This window comes from Tenacibaculum lutimaris (assembly GCF_003610735.1).
Lineage (GTDB): Bacteria > Bacteroidota > Bacteroidia > Flavobacteriales > Flavobacteriaceae > Polaribacter > Polaribacter lutimaris.
Map to the genome: position 1 here is coordinate 73317 of NZ_RAQM01000009.1, position 21583 is coordinate 94899.

Here is a 21583-nt window from a genome sequence, read left to right on the forward strand (position 1 = left end):
CAAATTCTAATGAAGATATTGGCGTGTGTTTTGTCGAATCATTCTTCTATATTCTACCAATTCTGGAAATTGGTAAAAGAAATTGATTTTCTTATGCGCAATCGTTCTAGGTTTTTTAATCTTAGGTCTTAGTACAAAGGCTGTCCAGCTTTCAACAATATCTTCTTCTGGACTTTCAGCAGCGTAATCTGTAAGGAACTCTGTTCTATTATTTAAATACAAGTCATATAATTTTTCAACACAATTCGCTTCAGTATAGCAGTATTTACGCTGAATTACATCCCAACGATTTAACAATGCTCCTTTCCAAAACAAATTAACAAACCTATTGATGTAACTATTTTTATACGCCTCTCCTTCTAAAGTTAAATACAACTCTCCTTCATCTTGTAGTTTTTTATCGGTAGGACGTATTTGTGTTCTGTTTAAGGTAAGTAAATGTCCAAACTCGTGTACTAAAGTGTAAACAGACTCATGAAGTCTTTTTTTATCTTTAGAATAAAAGTTAACATCATTAACATCTATTTCTAGTTGCCATTTGTCATTTTTTGAACTCAAAGCCACCAAAGCACCTGTTTTTTCATCAAGTCCGTCAGTCATTAAAACAATTCTCTTGATATATTTTTTGGTCAACTCTTGAGGGAAAATTCTATTGAATTCATTCCAATAATAAATGGCCAGTTGATCGTTTTTAGATCTATTTCGTATTATTTCACCATTTTTCACACTCCATGTCCCTATTCTCTCACTATCTGTAGCTTGAGAAAAGGCTGAAAAAAAGAAAAAAAGAAAAATAATATGTATTAATTTCATAATCTTTTAAAAAACTTCAAGTGCTTTATTATAGGCACTTTCAAAACTCATTGGTTTTATATTAGTTTCAACTTTATTTGCTGTAAAATATGACAGTAATTTCTCTGTAGGCATATTACCTGTCAACTCATCTTTTGCCATTGGGCAACCTCCATATCCTTTTATAGCCCCATCAAAACGTCTACAGCCTGCTTTGAAAGCACTATCTACTTTTTCGTGCCATTTGGTTGGTGTTGTATGAAGATGCGCTCCGAATTCAATTTGAGGATAGCTAGGTATTAAGTTTGAAAATAAATAATTTATATCTTCAGGTGTTGAACTTCCAATAGTGTCTGACAAAGATAATATCTTAACACCTAAGTTAGAAAGTTTCTCTGTCCATTCACCCACAATCTCCACATTCCAAGGATCACCATAAGGATTTCCAAACCCCATTGATAAATAAGCTACCACCTCTTTATTTGTTCTATTAGCTATCGTTAAAACTTCTTTTAACGTATCAATAGATTGTTCTATTGTTTTGTGTGTATTACGCATTTGAAAATTTTCAGAAATTGAGAAAGGATATCCTAAATAATCAATTTCTTCAAACTGTGATGCATCATTTGCCCCACGTACGTTAGCTATAATTGCTAAAAGTTTACTTGTAGTAGACGATAAATCTAATTTTGACAAAACCTCTGCGGTATCTCTCATTTGAGGTATTGCCTTTGGTGACACAAAACTTCCAAAATCTATAGTATCAAACCCCACCTTTAACAGTGAGTTGATGTATTTTGCCTTAGCTTCTGTAGGAATAAAATGACTTTTAATTCCTTGCATTGCATCTCTTGGGCATTCAATAATTTTAACACTGTTAACCATTGTGTCAAATATACATAATTTTGGCTCACTTCATCTAATTTAAGGTTGCTTCAAACCCTTACAAAAAAGAATCTCACAAATATTTAAATTCCAGCAACTTATAATCAAACCCCATAAAAAAACAGTCTCTTTTATCAAAAAAAGTTACTTTTATTGAAACAAACTGTAACAATTTAAAAGTTGAATTGTCTCTAGTATAGAATGATTTCATTGGAGTCGCAAAAAACACATATCAACCAACTAATCGAACGCTGTAAGAAAAACGATAGCACTGCACAAATGCAGGTGTACAAAAGCTACTATAAAGCTATGTATAATACATCCTATCGTATTTTAAAAGATGAATTCGAAGCAGAAGATTTAATTCAAGAAGCTTTTTTAACTGCTTTCACAAAATTAAACTCTTTTAAAGGCGAAGTTACTTTTGGTGCTTGGTTAAAACGAATAGTTATTAATAAAAGTTTAACGCAACTAAAAAAGGTAACCCGATATGATGAAGTTAAAATGGATGTGATTCCGAATTATGAAATAGAAGAAGTTGAGATAGATTATAGCTCTCTTGAAGTACAAAGAGTACTAAGCTGTTTGCAAAGTTTAAAAGATAATTACAGAATTGTATTGACTTTGAACTTAATTGAAGGCTATGATTATGAAGAAATAGCTCAGATATTGGATTATACTAACGAAAATGTGCGCACAACAATATCAAGAGCTAAAAAGAAATTAAAACAAGTATTGGTAAACGATACTAATAAAACACAAGGATATGGAGGATAAACTACATCAATTTTTTAAAGAAAATGATTTCGATGTTTTTGAACCTCATCAAGGACATTTAGAACGTTTTCAGCGTAAACTAGAAAATCCGAAGAGAAATAAAAAACCTTCAATTTTCTGGATGAGTATAGCTGCATCAATTGTATTAATGTTAGGTTTTTATCTTGGTAACTACCAGCAACAAAAAACATATACTCTAGCCGATGTTTCACCCAAAATGGCTGAAGCTCAAAACTTTTTTGTTACAACTCTAAACCAAGAATTAAAAGAAGTTGAACAGTTTAGAAGTTTAGAAACCGAAACAATTATTGAAGATTCATTAAATGAAATTGAAGAACTAGAAGACCAATATAACTCTCTTGAAAAAGAGCTTTCTAAAAAAGAAAACAAACGTCAAATCATACGAGAAATGATACAAAATTATCAGCAACGGTTAGATGTGTTAGAAAGGCTTCTTTTACAATTAGAGCAATTACAAAACCCAGCAAAATTAGAATTATTAGACGATGAAATTATATAAACTACTTTTCTTATTCTTATTTATTCCTACCATTCTTATCGCTAACGATAGAAAACACGAAAAAAGCAAGAATATTAGCAAAACGTTTAACGTTAACAAAAACGCTACCTTATACATTAACAACAAATACGGAAATGTAAACGTAACTACATGGAATGAAAACCGTATAGAAATCAATGTTAAAATAACTGTAAAAGGTGATGATCTTTCAAGTGTTGAACGTAAATTAAAAGATATTGATATTCAATTTGAATCCACTCCTAGTTTAGTTGAGGCAAGAACTATCATAGAAAAAAGTAAATCTTCTTGGTCTTGGTGGGGAGGTAGCAACAATACGAATTATAAAATTAATTATTCGGTAAGGATGCCTATTACCAACAATGCTGACTTACACAATAAGTATGGAAATATATACTTATTAGATAAACTTGAAGGAAAATCGAATATTAACTGTGATTACGGTAAAATTCAAATTGATCAATTACTAAATAATAACAACAATATTAGCTTAGATTATTGTGGTTCTTCTGAAATCAGCTATATGAAATCAGGAAATCTTAATGTTGATTATTCTAAATTAACTATTAGAAAATCTAACAACTTAAAAGTAAGTGCTGACTATTCAACCATAAAAATTGGAGAAGCCAATGACATTACATTTAATAGTGACTACGGAAGTATTTCTGCTGATGAAGCAACAAACGTAATAGGGAATTCTGATTACGCTAGTGTTAAAATAGGTACACTTAAAAAAGGCTTAAAAATTAATAGTGATTATGGTGGAATTAGAGTTCAAAACATCGTTAAAGGCTTTGATAAAATCGTTATTGATGGAAACCATGCTAGTATTAAATTAGGAACTAGTAGCAGTAATAATTTCAACTTTACAATCGATTTATCTTATGCTAGTTTTGGTTATCCTGAAAATGATGTTAAACTATACAAGAGTATCAAAAAAACAACTAAAAAGTATTACGAAGGTACTTTTGGTAAAGAAAATTCAAACTCAAACATTACCATTAAATCTAACTACGGTGGTGTTTCCTTAAAATTAAATGATTAACCAACTTATAAATTATATTATTATGAAAAAATTAGCAATTATATTACTTACACTTACTTTCAGCTTACAAACGCAGGCACAAAGTTGGTGGAATTCTAAAAAAGTAAGAGGAAACGGAAATGTTACTACTGAAACACGTAATGTCGGTTCTTTTGATAAAGTAAGCTTAGGAGGATCTTTCGATGTGTACTTAGTTGAGGGTAACGAAGGAAAATTAACAATTGAAGGAGAAGAAAATGTTTTAAAATATGTTGAAACTGAAGTTAAAAACGGAAAATTACACCTTGGCTTTAAAGACAACACTAACATTAGTATGACTAAAAAATTAACAATTACTGTTCCTTTTGAAAATCTAGAATCTGTTTCGCTAGGAGGATCGGGTAACATAATTGCTAAAAAACGTATTAAAGCAGATGAAGTATCTTTTGCTTTAGGAGGTTCTGGAAATATTGTAGCTAATGTAGATGCTAATACTGTTAAGACTTCAATTGGAGGCTCAGGAAATATTAAACTAAAAGGGAAAACTGACTATTTAAAATGTTCTATTGGAGGTTCTGGAGATGTAAAAGCCTACGAATTAGATGCCAATTCTTTAAAAGCTAGTATTGCTGGATCTGGTGATGTACAAATTTCAGTTAAAAATAAAATCAAAGCAACTGTAGTTGGATCTGGAAGCGTTTACTACAAAGGAAATCCATCTCAAATTGATAGTAACTCTTTAGGTTCTGGAGATGTTGTTGACAAAAACTAAATTCAAGATTAACTACTACAAAAAAGTCCGCTGTTCACGAACAGCGGACTTTTTATTTATTAAAAACGACTAACTTATTGTAACGAAGCTAAACTAGCCTTAATCGTTTCGATTTTTGCCAACGTATCCGATTCTTTTTTACGTTCTAAAGTAATTACCTGCTCTGGTGCATTACTCACAAATCGTTCGTTAGACAATTTCTTTTGAATTCCTGTTAAGAAACCTTCTGCACGTTTTAACTCAGCATTTAGTTTTGTAATTTCTGCTTCAACATCAATCGTATCTAATGAAATTGGAACAAAGTATTCATTTGATTTTACACGGAATGAAGCAGCTCCTTCTACTTTTTCTGATGCATAAGTAATTTGAGCAGCATTTGTTAACTTTTGAATTACCGCATCAAAATCTTTAGTGTAGTTTTCATTATTTACTACTGATAACTCGATAGCATCTTTAAACGAAATATTTTTATTTTTCCTAATCGTTCTAATTCCGGAAACCACATCAGTCATAAACTCAAAGTTGGTAATCAACTCTTCATTTATTTTACCAATTATTGGGTATTTAGCAATAATTAACGCATCCTCTGGTGTTCTTTCAGTAATATGTTGCCAAATTTCTTCTGTTAAGAAAGGCATAAATGGATGCAATACTTTTAAGTTATTCTCTAATATTTCTATTACAGCGTTGTATGTTGTTGTATCAATTGGTTGTTGATATCCTGGTTTTACTATTTCTAATAACCAAGACGAAAAATCATCAGTGATTAACTTGTAAATAGCCATTAACGCATCAGATAAACGATATTTACTAAAGTGATCTTCTATTTCTAATAACACTTTATTAAATTTCGCTTCGTACCAAGCTAATCCTATTTTAGCTGTTTCTGGTTGCGCTAAGTTTTCATCAATCTCCCATCCTTTAATTAAACGGAAGGTATTCCAAATTTTATTTGCAAATCCTTTTCCTTGCTGACATAAATCTTCATCAAATAATAAATCGTTTCCAGCTGCAGAACTCAATAATAATCCTACACGAACTCCATCAGCACCAAAATCCTCTATTAATTTTAAAGCATCTGGTGAGTTTCCTAAGGATTTTGACATTTTTCTGCGTTGCTTGTCACGTACTAAACCTGTTAAGTACACATTTTCAAACGGACGCTCTCCCTTATACTCATATCCAGCAATAATCATACGAGCTACCCAGAAGAATAAAATATCCGGCCCAGTAACTAAATCGTTGGTTGGATAATAATACTTGATTTCTTCATTTTCAGGGTTACGAATTCCGTCAAAAACACTCATTGGCCATAACCAAGAAGAGAACCACGTATCTAACGCATCTGGATCTTGTTTTAAATCTGAAGCAGTTAATGATGTATTCCCTGTTTTTTCTTGAACTAATTTTACTGCATCTTCAATATTCTCTGCAACTACAAAATCTTCTTTACCATCTCCAAAATAGAAAGCAGGTATTTGTTGTCCCCACCATAACTGACGAGAAATATTCCAATCACGGATATTTTCCATCCAATGACGATATGTATTTTCAAACTTTCTTGGGAATAGCTTCACCTCTCTATCTTCACCTAAAACAGCTTCTATAGCTGGCTTTACCAATTCTTCCATTTTTAAGAACCATTGATCTGATAATCTTGGCTCTATTACCGCCTTAGTTCTTTCTGAAGTTCCAACTTTGTTAGTATGAACTTCTGTTTTTACTAAGAATCCCTTTTCCTCTAATTCTTTAGTAATTTCTTTACGAACAACAAAACGATCTTTTCCTTCGTAGTGTAATCCGAATGAATTTAAACTAGCATCTTCATTAAAAATATCAATTACTTCTAAATTGTGCTTATCACCTAAAACCTTATCATTTTCATCATGAGCAGGTGTTACTTTTAAACAACCTGTACCAAACTCAACATCAACATATTCATCTTCTATAATTGGAATTTCACGATTGCATAAAGGTACAATTGCTTTCTTTCCTTTTAAATGTGTAAAACGCTCATCATTAGGATTGATACAAATAGCAGTATCTCCTAAAATAGTTTCAGGACGCGTAGTTGCAATGGTCACTTTTTCATCAGAACCTACAATATCGTACTGTAAATAGTATAAATTTCCTTGACGCTCTTCATAAATTACTTCTTCATCAGAAAGAGTTGTCTTTGCTTCTGGATCCCAATTTACCATACGATATCCACGGTAAATTAAGCCTTTATTATATAAGTCTACAAATACTTTAATTACTGATTCTGACAACGCAGGATCCATCGTAAACGCAGTACGCTCCCAATCACAAGAAGCTCCTAACTTTTTTAATTGATCGAGAATAATTCCTCCATACTCATGTTTCCATTCCCAAGCATGTTCCAAGAATTCTTCACGAGTTAAATCATTTTTATCGATTCCTTGTTCTTTCAACTTCGCTACAACTTTTGCTTCAGTGGCAATCGAAGCATGATCAGTACCTGGAACCCAACACGCATTTTTTCCTTGTAAACGAGCTCTACGGATTAATACATCTTGAATAGTATTGTTCAACATATGTCCCATATGTAATACTCCTGTGACGTTTGGTGGAGGTATTACTATCGTGTATGGTTCTCTTTCATCTACTTCAGAATGAAAATAATTATGTTTCATCCAGTAATCGTACCACTTACCTTCTACTTCTTTAGAATTGTATTTTGATGGAATATTCATATGTATTAAAATATCTTGTTTTGCTTATTACTAATTAAAATTAGCTTTTGGCATTGTTTTTGAAAATTGATTAGCAAAAATACAACTATCTATGAGGTACAGAAAATTAGAAGTTGTTTTTTTAAGATCTTAAATAAATAATACTAAATTTGTATTGGTTTACACCTTAAAATTAATTTTAACATTATGAAAACAATTTTATCATTTGTCGCTGTTTTCTTTATTACGTTAACAGTAAGCGCCCAAGAATTTAAATTTGAAACTGAAACAATCGATTACGGAAAAATAGCTCTTGGATCTGAAGGAAAACGTGTATTTGAATTCACTAACGTAGGAGATGCTCCTTTAATTATAAAAGATATTATATCTACTTGTGGATGTACAGTTCCATCTAAACCTGAAAAACCAATTATGCCAGGTGAAAAAGGAGAAATTGAGGTTTCTTATGACACAAAAAAACCTGGTGGTTTCTCTAAAGCCATTACTATTATTTCTAATGCTAAGAAGAGTAGAAAAATGGTTAAGATTAAAGGTTTTATCGTAAAAGACGCAACCCCAACCAAAGAAAAAAGCACTGTAAGTGATAGTTAAAAACTACACTTTAATAAGATATAAAAAAGCTCAACTAAATTTAGTTGAGCTTTTTATTTATATCCGTTGTTCTAATTTAAATTCAAATTTTAATCTCACTCCTGCTCTTTCAACTTCTATTCTTATTTTTTTACCTGGTTTAGTATGAAATATTTCAGTAATTCCACTAAGTTGATATTCGTGTGCCGCTTTACCGTTAATCTTTTTTATAACATCATCTACTTTAAGCCCTGCTTTAAAAGCAGGAGAATTTTCTACAATTTTATCTATTTTATATTTAGGCTTAAAACGATAAAAATAACTATCAATAAATGAAATAACATTTTTTTGTTGCGCATCGTTATTATAACTATCAACTACTTTGGTCATTGATTTTTCTCGAACTAACTCTTGTCCTGCATGCACAACATGTATACCACTCATATTGTAGTAAAATCCTGCGCTTAAAGAACTATTCTTTTTTAGCACAATCCTTTTATTAGGATAATCGATCCAAACTTTAAAACGTTTTAAAATGGCTCCACCAATACTTCCATTTCGCTCTTTAAATTGTCTTGCGTTAAATGTTGAAGAAGAGTCCAAAAAAGAAGCTGTCGGCTCTTTAATTTCAAATTTTCCTATTGTTATGTTTTGTATCCTACTTCTATTTCCATAAATCGTTCCGCTAAAACCTTCACCTATAATATCTTTAAAAAACTTTTTAGGTGTTTGTATTTGTTCTTTCGTTCCTTCAAACAACCAAATCGCATCACTTCCCCCAGTATCTATTAATAATTTTACAGGTATTATAGTACTCACATCAGAATCTAGTTGTATGTGAGTATCTATATAAGGTTTGTTCCTATAAAACTGTAAAGGAAAGCTTTCACAGTTCCTACAGATAGATTTTTTATAAGTTCTTGGATTATAAAAGTCAATCCTTTTATTGTTGTAATTAATTTTTACAATGACATCTTTTAACAAATCGTACCCTATAATACCATGAATAGTTGTTCCCATTTTAGCAGAAATATCAAAAGCATCCTTTAATATAACGTATAATTCTTCATTTGTGCTCTTAATATTCTTTATTCTAAAACTATTATTTTTAGACTTCAATGCTTCAACAGGCTCACCTGTACCTAACCCTCGAATCAATACACGTTCTATATCATTTAAACCAACACTGTCTTTTGACGTGAGATTGAATAAAATTGTTTTACTCACCCCTGTATCCAAAATAAACGACAATTGATGTCCGTTAATTTCTAAAGGAATAACAATAAGATTGTTTATTAATTGAAAATTAACCGATTGTTTATCTGTATTGTTTCCAAAAAAATTAAAATTTTGCTGTGCAAAAACAGACACACTAAAAAATAGTGTTAACGTGTATAGTAGTAGTCTAGTCAAAAAAACTTGTTTTATGGTTCTGTACTTAAAGATACAATCTTCTACTCGTTTTTTTTTACTTTTTATGATTTTTTTAACCCCCTTTTTCCTTAAAAACTACCTTAGTTTATCAAATATATTTCGCAAATTTGCCACTCAAACAACTAATTAATATAAAAATGCCATCAATTTCTAGTAAAGGAAATGCAATGCCTCAATCACCAATACGTAAATTGGTTCCTTTTGCTGAGGCTGCTAAAAAGAACGGAACAAAAGTTTATCATTTAAACATTGGTCAACCAGACATAAAAACTCCACAAGTTGCTTTAGATGCTGTAAAAAATAATACTATCGAAGTATTATCATATGCTAGATCTGAAGGTTCTGAAGAATACAGAACTAAATTAGCAAATTACTATGCTAAAAACGACATTCATGTAACAGCAAACAACATTATTGCTACTACAGGAGGTTCAGAAGCTTTACTATTTACAATTGGTAGTATTACAGACCCGGGAGATGAGATCATTATCCCTGAGCCTTTTTATGCGAACTATAATGGTTTTTCTACTGCTTCAGGTGTGAAAGTAGTTCCTGTTATTTCTAAAATTGAAAATAATTTTGCCTTACCTGCAATTGAAGATTTTGAGAAGTTAATTACTCCTAAAACAAAGGCTATCTTAATTTGTAACCCTGGAAATCCAACTGGATACTTATACAGTAAAGAGGAAATTGAAAAGCTAAAACAAATTGTGTTAAAACACGATTTATTTTTAATTGCTGATGAAGTGTATCGTGAGTTTACTTACGATGGTGAAAAACATAACTCAGTTATGGCTTTTGAAGGATTAGAACAAAATGCTATTATGATTGATTCTGTATCGAAACGTTATAGTATGTGTGGTGCAAGAATTGGTTGTATAGTTTCTAAAAACGAAGAGTTTATAAATACAGCTCTTAAGTTTGCACAAGCGCGTTTAAGCCCACCAACGTATGCTTTAATTGCCAGTGAAGCTGCTTTAGATACACCTCAAAGTTATTTTGATGAAGTTATTGAAGAGTATGAAGATCGTAGAAATACGTTAATTACTGAATTACAAAAAATAGACGGTGTAAAAGTTGCTAATCCTAAAGGTGCTTTTTACTGTGTTGTTGAATTGCCAGTTAAGGATACTGATGATTTTGCGCAATGGATTTTAGAAAAATTCAATGATAATAACGAAACAGTAATGGTCGCTCCTGCAAGTGGATTCTACTCTACCGAAGGTGAAGGAAAAAACCAAGTGCGTATTGCTTACGTTTTGAATAAAACTGATTTAAAACGTTCTGTTGAAATATTAAAAATCGCCTTAGAAAAATATAATAGTTAATTGAATATTCAAGAAAACATATCTTTAAAAGAATACAACACGTTTGGTATTGATGTAAATGCCAAACGTTTTGTTTCTATTACTTCAGTATACCAATTACAACAACTTATAAAAGAGGAAAAAGACATTTTTTTAATTTCTGGCGGTAGTAACATGTTACTTACCAAAGATATTGAAACCTTAGTTGTACATATTAATTTTAAAGGAATTTCAATAGATCAACAAAACCATAACGATGTCTACATAACTGTAAATGCTGGTGAGAATTGGCACGAGTTTGTATTATGGTGTGTTTCACTAAATTATGGCGGCTTAGAAAACTTATCGCTTATTCCTGGAAATGTAGGCACTTGCCCAATTCAAAATATTGGAGCTTACGGAGTTGAAGTAAAAGATACTATAACTAAAGTAGAAGCTATTGAAATAAAAACAGGAAAACTCGTTTCTTTTTCTGCTGAAGAATGCCAGTTTGGATATCGAAATTCCATTTTTAAAAATAAAGCTAAAGGAAAGTATATATTAACTTCTGTTAGTTTTAAATTAACTAAAAACAATCATAAGCTTAATACTTCTTACGGAGCAATAGAATCTGAATTATCTTCAAAAGGAATAACAAATCCAACCATTAAAGATATTTCTGATGCTGTTATTGCTATTCGTCAGTCAAAACTACCCGATCCAAAAGAAATTGGTAATAGTGGTAGTTTCTTTAAAAATCCTGTGATTTCAAAAGAGCATTTTGAAAAATTACAAAGTGACTTCTCTAATATTCCAAGTTATGTAATTTCAGATACAGAGATTAAAGTTCCTGCAGGTTGGCTAATTGAACAAAGTGGCTTTAAAGGAAAGCGTTTCGGTAACTACGGAGTTCATGAAAAACAAGCCTTAGTTTTAGTAAATTATGGGGATGCCTCAGGGAAAGAAATTTATGAATTGGCACAAAAAATTCAACATACTATTAAAGATACATTTGATATTAACCTTGAAATAGAAGTCAATATTATTCAATAAAAAAGGAGCGTAGTAGTTACGCTCCTTTATATTTATACACCTCTTTTTTCTATTCTTTTTCTAACAAAGCTTTATAAATTAAACCTCCTACAATTGCTCCTGCAATAGGCGCTACCCAAAACAACCATACCTGCGACAAATAACCTCCGCCAGCAAATAATGCTTGACTCATAGAACGTGCTGGATTAACAGAAGTATTGGTTATAGGAATGCTAATTAAATGAATTAAAGTTAGCCCTAAACCAATTGCAATTGGTGCAAAACCTTTAGGAGCGTTTTTATGAATACTTCCTAAAATAATTAGTAAGAAAAACATAGTTAACAAAAACTCTGCTATAAAAGCGGCTGTTAAATTATAACCACCAGGAGATAACTCTCCATAACCATTAGCTGCAAAGCCTCCAAGTGTTTCAAATCCGTCGTTATCTGTTACTATTAAATATAAAAAAGTAGCTGCTAATACAGCACCTACTAATTGTGATATAATATATGGTACTACTTCTTTAGCTGTATGATTTCCACCAACCCAAAGCCCAATAGTAACTGCAGGGTTAAAATGACCCCCAGAAATATGCCCTACAGCATACGCCATTGTTAATACTGTTAAACCAAATGCTAAGGCTACTCCTGCAAAACCAATTCCTAACTCAGGAAAACCAGCTGCAAAAATTGCACTACCACAACCTCCAAAAACTAACCAAAATGTTCCGAAGAATTCAGCAAAATATTTTTTCATATCCATGTTTTTAAATTAATTGATTCTTAAATATGACCCTTATTTAAATAAAAGTCACATTGTTATAAATCTACTACATTTTAACTCCATAAAAAATGGGAAGTTCGTATCTTTGCAATACAAAACAATACATCATGAAATTAATTTTTGTTACCATAGGATTATTAGCTTTAGCATTTGCTGGAATTGCCATTAAAATTTGGGCAAAAAAAGACGGAGAGTTTGCTGGTACTTGTGCTAGTCAAAACCCAATGTTAAACGAAAGTGGTGAAGCTTGCGGATTTTGTGGTAAAACCCCAGATCAATTCGATACTTGTAGCGAACCTCAACACAACTAACGGTCTTACTCAACTAACCTTTTTATTTTTATGGTATTTACTATACTGTTCTACACTTTTGTTGTAGCTACGGCTATACAAGTAGTGTATTATTTGTTCTTCTGTTCTTTTGTCTTTGAGAAGAAAAAAGAAAAAAATGAAGACGTGAATATCCCTATTTCAGTAATTGTATATATAAAAAATAATGCTGATGTTTTAACTGAATATATTCAACATTTGGTTAAACAGAAATACCATAGTTTTGAAATTGTTCTTGTTAATAACGCTTCAATAGATAATACTATAGATATCTTAGAAGAACTACAAAAACAATACACTAACTTAAAAATTGTAGATGTAAAAAACACGGAGGCCTTTTGGGGAAATAAAAAATATGCACTTACTCTTGGTGTTAAAGCTGCTACACACGAACACTTATTATTTACCGAAATAGGCAGCAAGATTTTAAATGAAGACTGGATTAGTGAAATGGCTTGTAACTTTTCACAAGAAAAATCAATAATTATTGGTTATCAAAAGTTAAAACGTAAAAAGAATTCGTTAAATAATGTATTTATACGATTTCACCATTTATTAAACAGTATTCAGATTTTTACTTATACTAAATTTGGAAGTCCGTATAGAGCTACAAATCATAATCTAGCCTATACAAAAAGTGAGTTTTTTAAAGTTAACGGATATATTAATCATGTAAATCTTTTTATTGGCGAAGCCGATTTATTCATAAAAGATGCTGCTACCAAAATTAACACTACCTACTCTACTGACATTAATAGCTTTGTTTCCTCTAGAAAAAAAACAACTTTCAAAGAATGGTTTTCTCTACAAAAAAAAGAAACTATTTTAATTTCATTATACAAAAAGAAGCATCAATTTTTACTACGCTTATTCAAAGTTTCAAAACTAGTATTCTACATTTTGGCTATTTATATAGCAGTAATTAACTGGGCAATTGCCTTGCCTTTCATTATAGGCTACTTTACTTTACTATATACAGTTTTAGGAAAAGCTGCTTCAAAATTTCAAGAAAAAAATGTAATTATATTACTACCTTTCTTAGATATTTGTTTAGTATTATTACAAATTAGTATATTTATATCAAACCAAATTTCGAAACCAAAACATTGGAAATAAATCAAGAGAAAGTTCTTCACAATATTCAGCAAGCAAAAAAAGGGAATCAAATAGCTTTTAATTATTTGTTAGACACTTTTTGGGGAAATGTATATGCTTTTCAATTAAAACAAACTCAGAATGATAATGATGCTGAAGATATTACTATTCAAACTTTTTCTAAAGCTTTTGATAGAATTGAAACTTTTGATGAAGATTATCAATTTAAAACTTGGTTGATTACCATTTCTAAAAATGTATATATCGATTTTCTTCGAAAGAAAAAGTCTTCCATTTATACTCAAACTACCGAAGAACAAGAAAAAGAAGTATATGCTGTTGTTGATGATGCACCTTCGCCAGAAGATAAAATTATTACAGAACAAAACTTAGCTAAGCTTCTAAAAGATATCAAAAAACTAAAACCAAAATATCAAGAAGTTATTAATCTTCGTTACTTTCAGGAATTGAGTTATAAGGAAATTTCTGAGCAAATTAACGAACCAATCAACAATGTTAAAGTTAAATTATTGCGTGCAAAAAAATTATTAGCTGAAATAATAAAGAAATCATAAATTGCAAGAACATAAAAATCAAAAACTTATGATTTTACAGTTTCATGCAAACGTAAAAAACGTATACAAAAAAGAATTATATAAAGAGCTTCGGTTAAAAAGAGGAAGAAAAGAACACGTAAACGCTATTTTAAAAAAACTAAAAACAGCGATTATCTAATCTTTTAAACTTTCTCTTCTTTCATGAAAAAATCCCTCTTAAATTTATTAGGTCCTGGAATTTTATTTGCTGGTGCTGCTATTGGTGTTTCACACTTAGTACAGTCTACCAGAGCTGGTGCCGATTTTGGTTTTGGTTTACTTTGGGCGCTTCTATTAGTACATATTTTTAAATATCCTTTCTTTCAATTCGGACCACGCTATGCGGCTGCAACAGGAGAAACGCTGTTAGATGGCTACAAAAAATTAGGCAAAGGCGTTTTAATAAGTTACTATATTTTAAATTTTGCTACCATGTTTACCATTCAAGCTGCTGTAACAATTGTTACTGCTAGTTTGGCTGCAAACCTCTTTGGTTTTTCACACGATTTAGTTGCATGGTCTTTAGCTATTATGCTAGTTAGCATTCTTTTTTTAGGTCTTGGTAAGTATACTCTTTTAGACAACTTAATGAAGTACATTATAGCTATTTTAACTGTAAGTACTATTATTGCTGTTGCTATTGCCTTATTTAAAACTGAAAAAGGATTCAGCTTTCAACAAATAATTCCTAGTGGAACAGCACAAGTTACTTTTTTAATTGCTTTTTTAGGGTGGATGCCTGCTCCGTTAGACATTTCTATCTGGCATTCATTATGGTCGGTTGAAAAAGATAAAGTTACTTTTGAAAAGATTAAACCTAAACAAGCTATTTTTGATTTTAATGTAGGATACATTGGAGCCTTATTTTTAGGAGTATGTTTTGTAATGTTAGGGGCTTTAGTTATGTATCAATCAGGAGAGTCTTTTTCTAGCAAAGGAGCTACTTTTGCCTCACAACTTATAAATTTATATACTGAAAACCTTGGTGAATTCTCCGGAATATTTATAGGTGCTGCAGCATTTACAACTATGTTTAGCACAACGATTACCACCTTAGATGCTTCACCAAGAGCAATGGAAAAATCGTCTTCTTTACTCTTTTCTAAAAAGATAAAATTAAACTACTGGTTTTGGATTATACTTTTAACAATTGGTACGTATATAATTCTTCGTTACTTTTTAAGTGATATGGTTTTTCTTGTAAGAATTGCTACTATTTTATCGTTTTTAACAGCACCTTTTTACGCTATTTTAAACTATATTTTAATAACAGGAAAACATACACCTAAAAAACACAGACCAGAAATAGGCTTGCGTGTTTTAAGCTTAGTTGGCATCGTTTTTCTGATTGGTTTTAGTATTTGGTTTTTACTTAGTTTATAAATCTTTTCTTTGTAAATTTGCAGTTCAATTTTTTATGGAATGGCAAACGAATCTACAGTAGCACCAGAAAGAACAAAAAAACCAAAATGGTTACGTGTAAAATTACCTGTTGGTAAAAAATATACCGAACTAAGAGGACTAGTTGATAAGTATAAACTGAATACAATTTGTACTAGCGGAAGCTGCCCTAACATGGGTGAATGCTGGGGAGAAGGTACTGCTACCTTTATGATTTTAGGAAATATATGTACACGTTCTTGCGGGTTTTGTGGTGTAAAAACAGGTAGACCAGAAACTGTTGAATGGGACGAACCAGAAAAAGTTGCGCGCTCTATCAAATTAATGAATATTAAACACGCAGTTATTACTTCTGTTGACCGTGATGACTTGAAAGATGGAGGTTCTATTATTTGGGCTGAAACTGTACAAGCAATTCGTAGAGCGAACCCGAACACTACTTTAGAAACTTTGATCCCTGATTTTCAAGGAGATGAAAAATTAATAGACCGTATTATTGAAGTTGCTCCTGAAGTAGTTTCTCACAATATGGAAACGGTACGTCGTTTAACACGTGAAGTTCGTATTCAAGCAAAATACGATCGTAGTTTGGGAGTTTTAAAATACTTAAAAGATAATGGTATGCGTACTAAATCTGGAATCATGCTTGGTTTAGGAGAAACGGAAGAAGAAGTAATTCAAACTATGAAAGATTTACGTGGTGTTGGATTAGATGTTATCACTATCGGACAATATTTACAACCTAGCAAAAAACACTTGCCTGTTAAGGAATTCATAACACCAGAACAGTTTAAGAAATACGAAACTTTAGGATTAGAAATGGGCTTTATGTATGTAGAAAGTGGGGCTTTAGTACGTTCTTCATACAAAGCACACAAACATGCTAGCTAATTTTCACTTTAAAAAATCCTTAACTTTTTAACGTTTCAACGTTAAAAAAATGTCAAATATTTAAAAAACGCACTAACGTGCGTTTTTTCTTTTTAATTTTGGCACAGATATTGGAAACAGTATTTATGTAAACAAGTAACATTGTTTTCATTGTGTAAATTATTTGAATTAGTTGATTAACAAAAAAGCCCACTCTATTGAGTGGGCTTTTTGATTTTATAATGTTTTACAACTTATATTGCTCTGATAATGTCGTATTTAGTAACGATATGATACTTCCCATTTTCTAAATCAACTAATACAGCTTGGTTCTCTTTATTAATTAATTTAGATACTTCATCAATGGAAGCTGATTTTTTAACTGTAGGATATGCTTTACCCATTACATCTTTAATAGGTTTTTCTGCTATGTTTTTATCTTCTAAATAGCTATGTAATAATGCTGATTCATCTACAGAACCTACAAATCCATTTGCGTCTCTTACAGGAATTTGTGATATTTTAAATGCACGCATTCTTTCAATAGCATGAGACACTAATTCTTCTGTTTGAACAGTTACTAATGGTTTATCTATATGATCTTTAATTAAATCTCCCGCAGTAGTAATTTCTTCTTCTAAAAAGCCTCTATCACGCATCCAATCGTCATTAAACATTTTTCCTACATAACGACTTCCATGATCGTGGAATAACACTACTACCACATCATCTGGTTTAAACTCATCTTTTAATTGTAACAATCCTTTAATTGCTGACCCAGCAGAATTACCTACAAAAATACCTTCTTCCTTAGCTATTCTACGGGTGTAAATAGCAGCATCTTTATCGGTTACCTTTGTAAATCCATCAATTAAAGAAAAATCAACATTCTTAGGTAAAATATCTTCACCAATACCTTCAGTGATATATGGGTAGATTTCATTCTCATCAAAAATACCTGTTTCGTGGTATTTTTTGAATACAGATCCGTACGTATCTACTCCCCAAATTTTAATATTCGGATTCTTTTCTTTTAAAAACTTAGCTGTACCTGAAACAGTTCCTCCTGTTCCTACTCCAACTACAAAATGTGTGATTTTACCATCTGTTTGTTCCCAAATTTCTGGTCCAGTTTGCTCGTAATGTGCTTGTGCATTTGACGGATTGTCATATTGATTTACATACCAAGAGTTTGGTGTTTCTTCACCTAAACGTTTAGAAACAGAATAGTATGAACGAGGATCATCTGGTTCTACATTCGTCGGACAAACAACTACCTCTGCTCCTACTGCACGTAGAATATCCATTTTCTCTTTAGATTGCTTATCTGAGATTACAAAAATACATTTGTACCCTTTTACAATAGCTGCTAATGCTAATCCCATCCCTGTATTTCCTGAAGTACCTTCAATAATAGTACCTCCTGGCTTTAAACGACCATCTGCCTCGGCATCTTCAATCATCTTCAATGCCATACGGTCTTTTACAGAGTTTCCTGGATTAAACGTTTCTACCTTAGCTAATACTAAAGCATCTACTTCTTTTGTTACTGAGTTTAACTGAACTAAAGGTGTGTTACCAATAGTTTCTAATATATTTTTTGCGTACTTCATATCTTATTAATGTTATGCAAAACTAAGCAAATCGAATGGATTTTGAAGGGCGGATTTTTGTGATGATGTATGAAGGAACAATCAGCATTAAAAAACATAATGCTAACGTACCAATATTTAACAACAAAATAGCTAATAAATTAATATCTACAGGCATTGTTGATACATAATAAGTTTCAGGATCTAGACTTATTAGCTTCGTATATTTCTGAATTAAAAGAATGCTAAGTCCAATAAGATTTCCCCAGAACAATCCTTTTAAAATTAAGTAAGAAGCATTGTATAAAAATATTTTTCGGATACTCCAATTTACACTTCCTAATGCTTTTAAAATACCGACCATTTGTACACGCTCTAAAATAAGCACTAACAAAGCTGTTACCATATTTATTCCTGCAACTAAGACCATGATTCCGATAATAAACCACACGTTATTATCTAGTAGTTTTAACCACTCAAAAATAGCAGGATAATTACTTACAATTGTAATACTATTTAGGGTTGCACCAATGCTTGTATACACTTCATCACCTTTTTGTTTTAACTCATCGTTATCATCTATCAGTACTTCAAAACCCCCTACTTGATTTTCTTCCCAACGATTAATCTGTTGTACTTCTCTTAAATCACCCAACACCATGATTTTATCAAACTGCTCAAACCCTGTATTGTAAATTCCTACAACTACAGGTTTTCTCATTTTAAATTTCAAACTACTATTTTCTGCACCAAACCATGTTTGAATTGTATCGTTAACTTTAAAATGTAATCGGTTTGCTATGGATTCTGAAATTAGAATTTCTCTATTTCTATCTTGTGTAAAATTTGGTAAACGACCTTCTACCAAACATTCGTTAAAAAATGTAAAATCATAATCAGCTGAAACTCCTTTTAGAATAATTCCTTCAAAATCGGTTGGAGTTCTAATTATCCCTCCCACATTGGCAAACGGTTGCACTTTTTTTATGCCGTCAATATTTTTAAATTCAGGATAAAACTCTTGGTTAATATCAATAGGAACTGTGGAAACATCTGAATTATTATTATCATAATTTACAATTTGAATATGCCCTTTAAAACCTGTCATTTTATCACGTACTTTCTTCTGAAATCCTGAGGTAATTGATACCGCTATCAACATAATAGCTACCCCAAGAGCAATGGCAATGGTAGCAATGGTTATGATAGGTGATGAAATACTGCTTTTATACTGTTTTCCAGCAATGATTCGTTTTGCTATGAATAGTTCGAAGTTCAAATGTTTTCTTTTTTACAAAACCAAAAGTAACTAATTCTTATGTAAAGAAAGAGAAGAATAGCTAGGTTTTAATTCTTTAACTTTTATTATTCTTAAAAAACAGAAATCTGTACCTTTATCTTTTAATTTTTTATAGATGAAGTTTTCTTTTAATTCCATTTTTTTATTTTTTTTAGTATTTAGTTTTCAACTTTCTTCTTGTGCTCAAGAGCAAAAAAAATCTACCACTAAAGAAGTAGCAATACCAGAAAAACCAAAAACAATTAAAACGGGTGCTGATAGAACAGACCAATACCTTCCTCTTTTAAAAAATAAAAACATAGCCATTGTTGCAAATCAGACTTCCGTTTTACAAGTATTACAACGAGCTGAAGTTTCACCCAATATTATGGGATCTAAACAAGTAACACATCATTTGGTAGATTACCTCCATAACTACGAAGAGATTAATGTACAAAAAGTTTTTGCTCCTGAACATGGCTTTAGAGGAAAAGCGGATGCTGGTGAAGCGATAGCTGATGGAAAAGATGTAAAAACGGGGGTTTCAATTATTTCTTTATACGGAAAAAATAAAAAACCTTCTCCTGAGCAACTTAAAGGAATTGATGTAGTTCTTTTTGATATTCAAGATGTAGGCGCTCGTTTTTACACCTATATTTCTACATTACATTATGTGATGGAAGCTTGTGCCGAGGCAAATATTCCTGTAATTTTATTAGATAGACCCAATCCTAACGGGCATTATATTGACGGACCTGTTTTAGAACCCGAACATACAAGTTTTGTAGGGATGCATCCTGTACCTGTTGTATATGGAATGACGATTGGGGAATACGGACAAATGATTAACGGTGAACAATGGTTAGCTAACGACTTAAAATGTAATTTAACTATTATTCCGTTAGAAAATTACACACATCAGTCAACCTATAGTTTACCTATAAAACCATCGCCTAACTTACCAAACGATGTCTCAATAAACTTATACCCTAGTTTGTGTTTTTTTGAAGGAACTAACGTATCAGCAGGAAGAGGAACTGACAAACAGTTTCAAGTGTATGGTTCACCTTTTTTAGAAAAAACTGGTTTTAGTTTTACTCCGCAACCGAATGAGGGAGCAAAACACCCAAAATATAAAGGAGAACTATGTTTTGGAGAAGATTTAAGCACTTCAAAACGTTTAGCTAACTTAGACCTTAGTTGGTTACTAAAAGCGTATCAACAGTCTCCTAAAAAAGATTTTTTCAATTCTTTTTTTATCAAATTAGCAGGTACTAAAAAGCTACAACAACAAATTGAAGAAGGGCTTTCGGAAGAAGAAATTAAAGCGAGTTGGCAACAGGGCTTAGAAAACTTTAAAAAAATACGTGAACAGTATTTGTTGTACGAGTAATGAAACACTGTAATTTATTGTTTTTATGAAAATAAAAAATATATACTTTTTACTTTTTATAATAGGTGTGGTTGTTCCATACTATGAATTTATAAGTTTTATTTTTGAAAATGGATTTGATTTCAAGCTGCTTTTTGATCAATTGATTGCAACTCGAATAAGTAGGTTTTTTGCTTACGATATAATAATTTCAGCTGTCGTTTTATTAGTTTTTATTTTAAATGAAAAAACTGGTGTTAAAAACTACTGGGTTCCTATTTTGGCTACTTTTACTATAGGTATTTCTGCGGGGTTACCTTTATTTCTCTATCAACGTGAATTAAAAAAATAGTTTCTTTAAATTTTAAGTATCTCTCTCCCTTCTTCTACAAAAGGCTATGCATTTTTTTCATAACACTTAATCCCCCTATTCCATTGACA

At 31.3% G+C, this 21583-nt stretch carries 22 protein-coding genes; 15 read left to right on the forward strand and 7 right to left on the reverse strand.

Annotated features, from left to right (window positions below; translation table 11 throughout):
* Positions 1–6: 6 nt before the first annotated feature.
* Positions 7–813 carry a hypothetical protein gene (locus C8N26_RS08760; RefSeq protein ID WP_120186967.1) on the reverse strand — a complete coding sequence of 269 codons (807 nt, stop codon included), beginning with the start codon at positions 811–813 and terminating at the stop codon, positions 7–9.
* Positions 814–819: 6 nt separating this feature from the next.
* Positions 820–1677: a hydroxymethylglutaryl-CoA lyase gene (locus tag C8N26_RS08765; protein WP_120186968.1), complete on the reverse strand. Its 858-nt coding sequence runs from the start codon at positions 1675–1677 to the stop codon at positions 820–822.
* A 201-nt stretch (positions 1678–1878) separates the two neighbouring features.
* On the opposite strand from C8N26_RS08765, the gene C8N26_RS08770 reads away from it, so the two are divergent.
* The 4 genes from C8N26_RS08770 to C8N26_RS08785 are packed head-to-tail and all read left to right on the forward strand — an operon-like array spanning position 1879 to position 4788.
* Positions 1879–2454, forward strand: coding sequence for an RNA polymerase sigma factor (locus C8N26_RS08770; protein WP_120186969.1), 576 nt, complete (start codon positions 1879–1881; stop codon positions 2452–2454).
* Positions 2444–2974 (forward strand): hypothetical protein, encoded by a 531-nt coding sequence (locus tag C8N26_RS08775; protein WP_028892522.1) that lies wholly within the window; start codon positions 2444–2446, stop codon positions 2972–2974. The genes C8N26_RS08770 and C8N26_RS08775 overlap by 11 nt, the downstream gene beginning before the upstream one ends.
* A complete protein-coding gene (locus C8N26_RS08780; RefSeq protein WP_120186970.1) occupies positions 2961–4037 on the forward strand; it encodes a hypothetical protein in 1077 nt (358 codons plus the stop codon). Before C8N26_RS08775 ends, C8N26_RS08780 begins: the two co-directional genes overlap by 14 nt.
* A gap of 22 nt (positions 4038–4059) precedes the next feature.
* Complete coding sequence (locus C8N26_RS08785; protein WP_170141642.1) at positions 4060–4788, forward strand: head GIN domain-containing protein; 729 nt, start codon at positions 4060–4062, stop codon at positions 4786–4788.
* A 74-nt stretch (positions 4789–4862) separates the two neighbouring features.
* On the opposite strand, the gene C8N26_RS08790 is transcribed toward C8N26_RS08785, so the two are convergent.
* Positions 4863–7502, reverse strand: a complete 2640-nt coding sequence (locus C8N26_RS08790; protein WP_120186972.1) for a valine--tRNA ligase — start codon at positions 7500–7502, stop codon at positions 4863–4865.
* A gap of 186 nt (positions 7503–7688) precedes the next feature.
* Here C8N26_RS08790 and C8N26_RS08795 point away from each other — a divergent pair, with 186 nt between their 5' ends.
* The gene (locus tag C8N26_RS08795) at positions 7689–8093 is read left to right on the forward strand and encodes a DUF1573 domain-containing protein (protein WP_120186973.1); all 405 of its coding nucleotides are present in this window, start codon (positions 7689–7691) and stop codon (positions 8091–8093) included.
* 57 nt (positions 8094–8150) lie between these two features.
* Here the strand turns inward: C8N26_RS08795 and C8N26_RS08800 are convergent, their stop codons facing one another.
* A complete protein-coding gene (locus C8N26_RS08800; protein ID WP_120186974.1) occupies positions 8151–9485 on the reverse strand; it encodes an aspartyl protease family protein in 1335 nt (444 codons plus the stop codon).
* Between the two features lie 158 nt (positions 9486–9643).
* Between C8N26_RS08800 and C8N26_RS08805 the strand changes: the two genes are divergently transcribed.
* On the forward strand, positions 9644–10834 hold the full coding sequence (locus C8N26_RS08805; protein ID WP_028892529.1) for a pyridoxal phosphate-dependent aminotransferase: 1191 nt from the start codon (positions 9644–9646) through the stop codon (positions 10832–10834).
* Positions 10835–11845: a UDP-N-acetylmuramate dehydrogenase gene (gene murB, locus C8N26_RS08810; RefSeq protein WP_120186975.1), complete on the forward strand. Its 1011-nt coding sequence runs from the start codon at positions 10835–10837 to the stop codon at positions 11843–11845.
* Positions 11846–11894: 49 nt separating this feature from the next.
* Here the strand turns inward: murB and aqpZ are convergent, their stop codons facing one another.
* A complete protein-coding gene (gene aqpZ / locus C8N26_RS08815; protein ID WP_120187200.1) occupies positions 11895–12581 on the reverse strand; it encodes an aquaporin Z in 687 nt (228 codons plus the stop codon).
* A gap of 134 nt (positions 12582–12715) precedes the next feature.
* Between aqpZ and C8N26_RS08820 the strand changes: the two genes are divergently transcribed.
* From C8N26_RS08820 to lipA, 6 genes are read left to right on the forward strand one after another with little or no spacing between them, the layout of a single operon-like run.
* Positions 12716–12919 (forward strand): hypothetical protein, encoded by a 204-nt coding sequence (locus C8N26_RS08820; RefSeq protein WP_028892532.1) that lies wholly within the window; start codon positions 12716–12718, stop codon positions 12917–12919.
* A gap of 30 nt (positions 12920–12949) precedes the next feature.
* Positions 12950–14053 (forward strand): glycosyltransferase, encoded by a 1104-nt coding sequence (locus C8N26_RS08825; protein WP_120186976.1) that lies wholly within the window; start codon positions 12950–12952, stop codon positions 14051–14053.
* Positions 14044–14607 carry an RNA polymerase sigma factor gene (locus C8N26_RS08830; RefSeq protein ID WP_028892534.1) on the forward strand — a complete coding sequence of 188 codons (564 nt, stop codon included), beginning with the start codon at positions 14044–14046 and terminating at the stop codon, positions 14605–14607. The genes C8N26_RS08825 and C8N26_RS08830 overlap by 10 nt, the downstream gene beginning before the upstream one ends.
* A gap of 28 nt (positions 14608–14635) precedes the next feature.
* The gene (locus tag C8N26_RS13670) at positions 14636–14767 is read left to right on the forward strand and encodes a hypothetical protein (RefSeq protein WP_262607216.1); all 132 of its coding nucleotides are present in this window, start codon (positions 14636–14638) and stop codon (positions 14765–14767) included.
* A gap of 23 nt (positions 14768–14790) precedes the next feature.
* Positions 14791–16011: an Nramp family divalent metal transporter gene (locus C8N26_RS08835; protein ID WP_120186977.1), complete on the forward strand. Its 1221-nt coding sequence runs from the start codon at positions 14791–14793 to the stop codon at positions 16009–16011.
* A gap of 39 nt (positions 16012–16050) precedes the next feature.
* Positions 16051–16920 carry a lipoyl synthase gene (gene lipA / locus C8N26_RS08840; protein WP_120186978.1) on the forward strand — a complete coding sequence of 290 codons (870 nt, stop codon included), beginning with the start codon at positions 16051–16053 and terminating at the stop codon, positions 16918–16920.
* 233 nt (positions 16921–17153) lie between these two features.
* Here lipA and C8N26_RS08845 read toward each other — a convergent pair whose 3' ends face one another.
* Together C8N26_RS08845 and C8N26_RS08850 are read right to left on the reverse strand one after the other, a co-directional pair.
* Positions 17154–18512 (reverse strand): pyridoxal-phosphate dependent enzyme, encoded by a 1359-nt coding sequence (locus C8N26_RS08845; RefSeq protein ID WP_120186979.1) that lies wholly within the window; start codon positions 18510–18512, stop codon positions 17154–17156.
* A 22-nt stretch (positions 18513–18534) separates the two neighbouring features.
* A complete protein-coding gene (locus tag C8N26_RS08850; RefSeq protein ID WP_120186980.1) occupies positions 18535–19770 on the reverse strand; it encodes an ABC transporter permease in 1236 nt (411 codons plus the stop codon).
* Positions 19771–19906: 136 nt separating this feature from the next.
* Between C8N26_RS08850 and C8N26_RS08855 the strand changes: the two genes are divergently transcribed.
* Positions 19907–21163, forward strand: coding sequence for an exo-beta-N-acetylmuramidase NamZ family protein (locus C8N26_RS08855; protein WP_120186981.1), 1257 nt, complete (start codon positions 19907–19909; stop codon positions 21161–21163).
* A gap of 25 nt (positions 21164–21188) precedes the next feature.
* A complete protein-coding gene (locus C8N26_RS08860) occupies positions 21189–21494 on the forward strand; it encodes a DUF2834 domain-containing protein (protein ID WP_120186982.1) in 306 nt (101 codons plus the stop codon).
* Positions 21495–21583 lie beyond the last annotated feature (89 nt).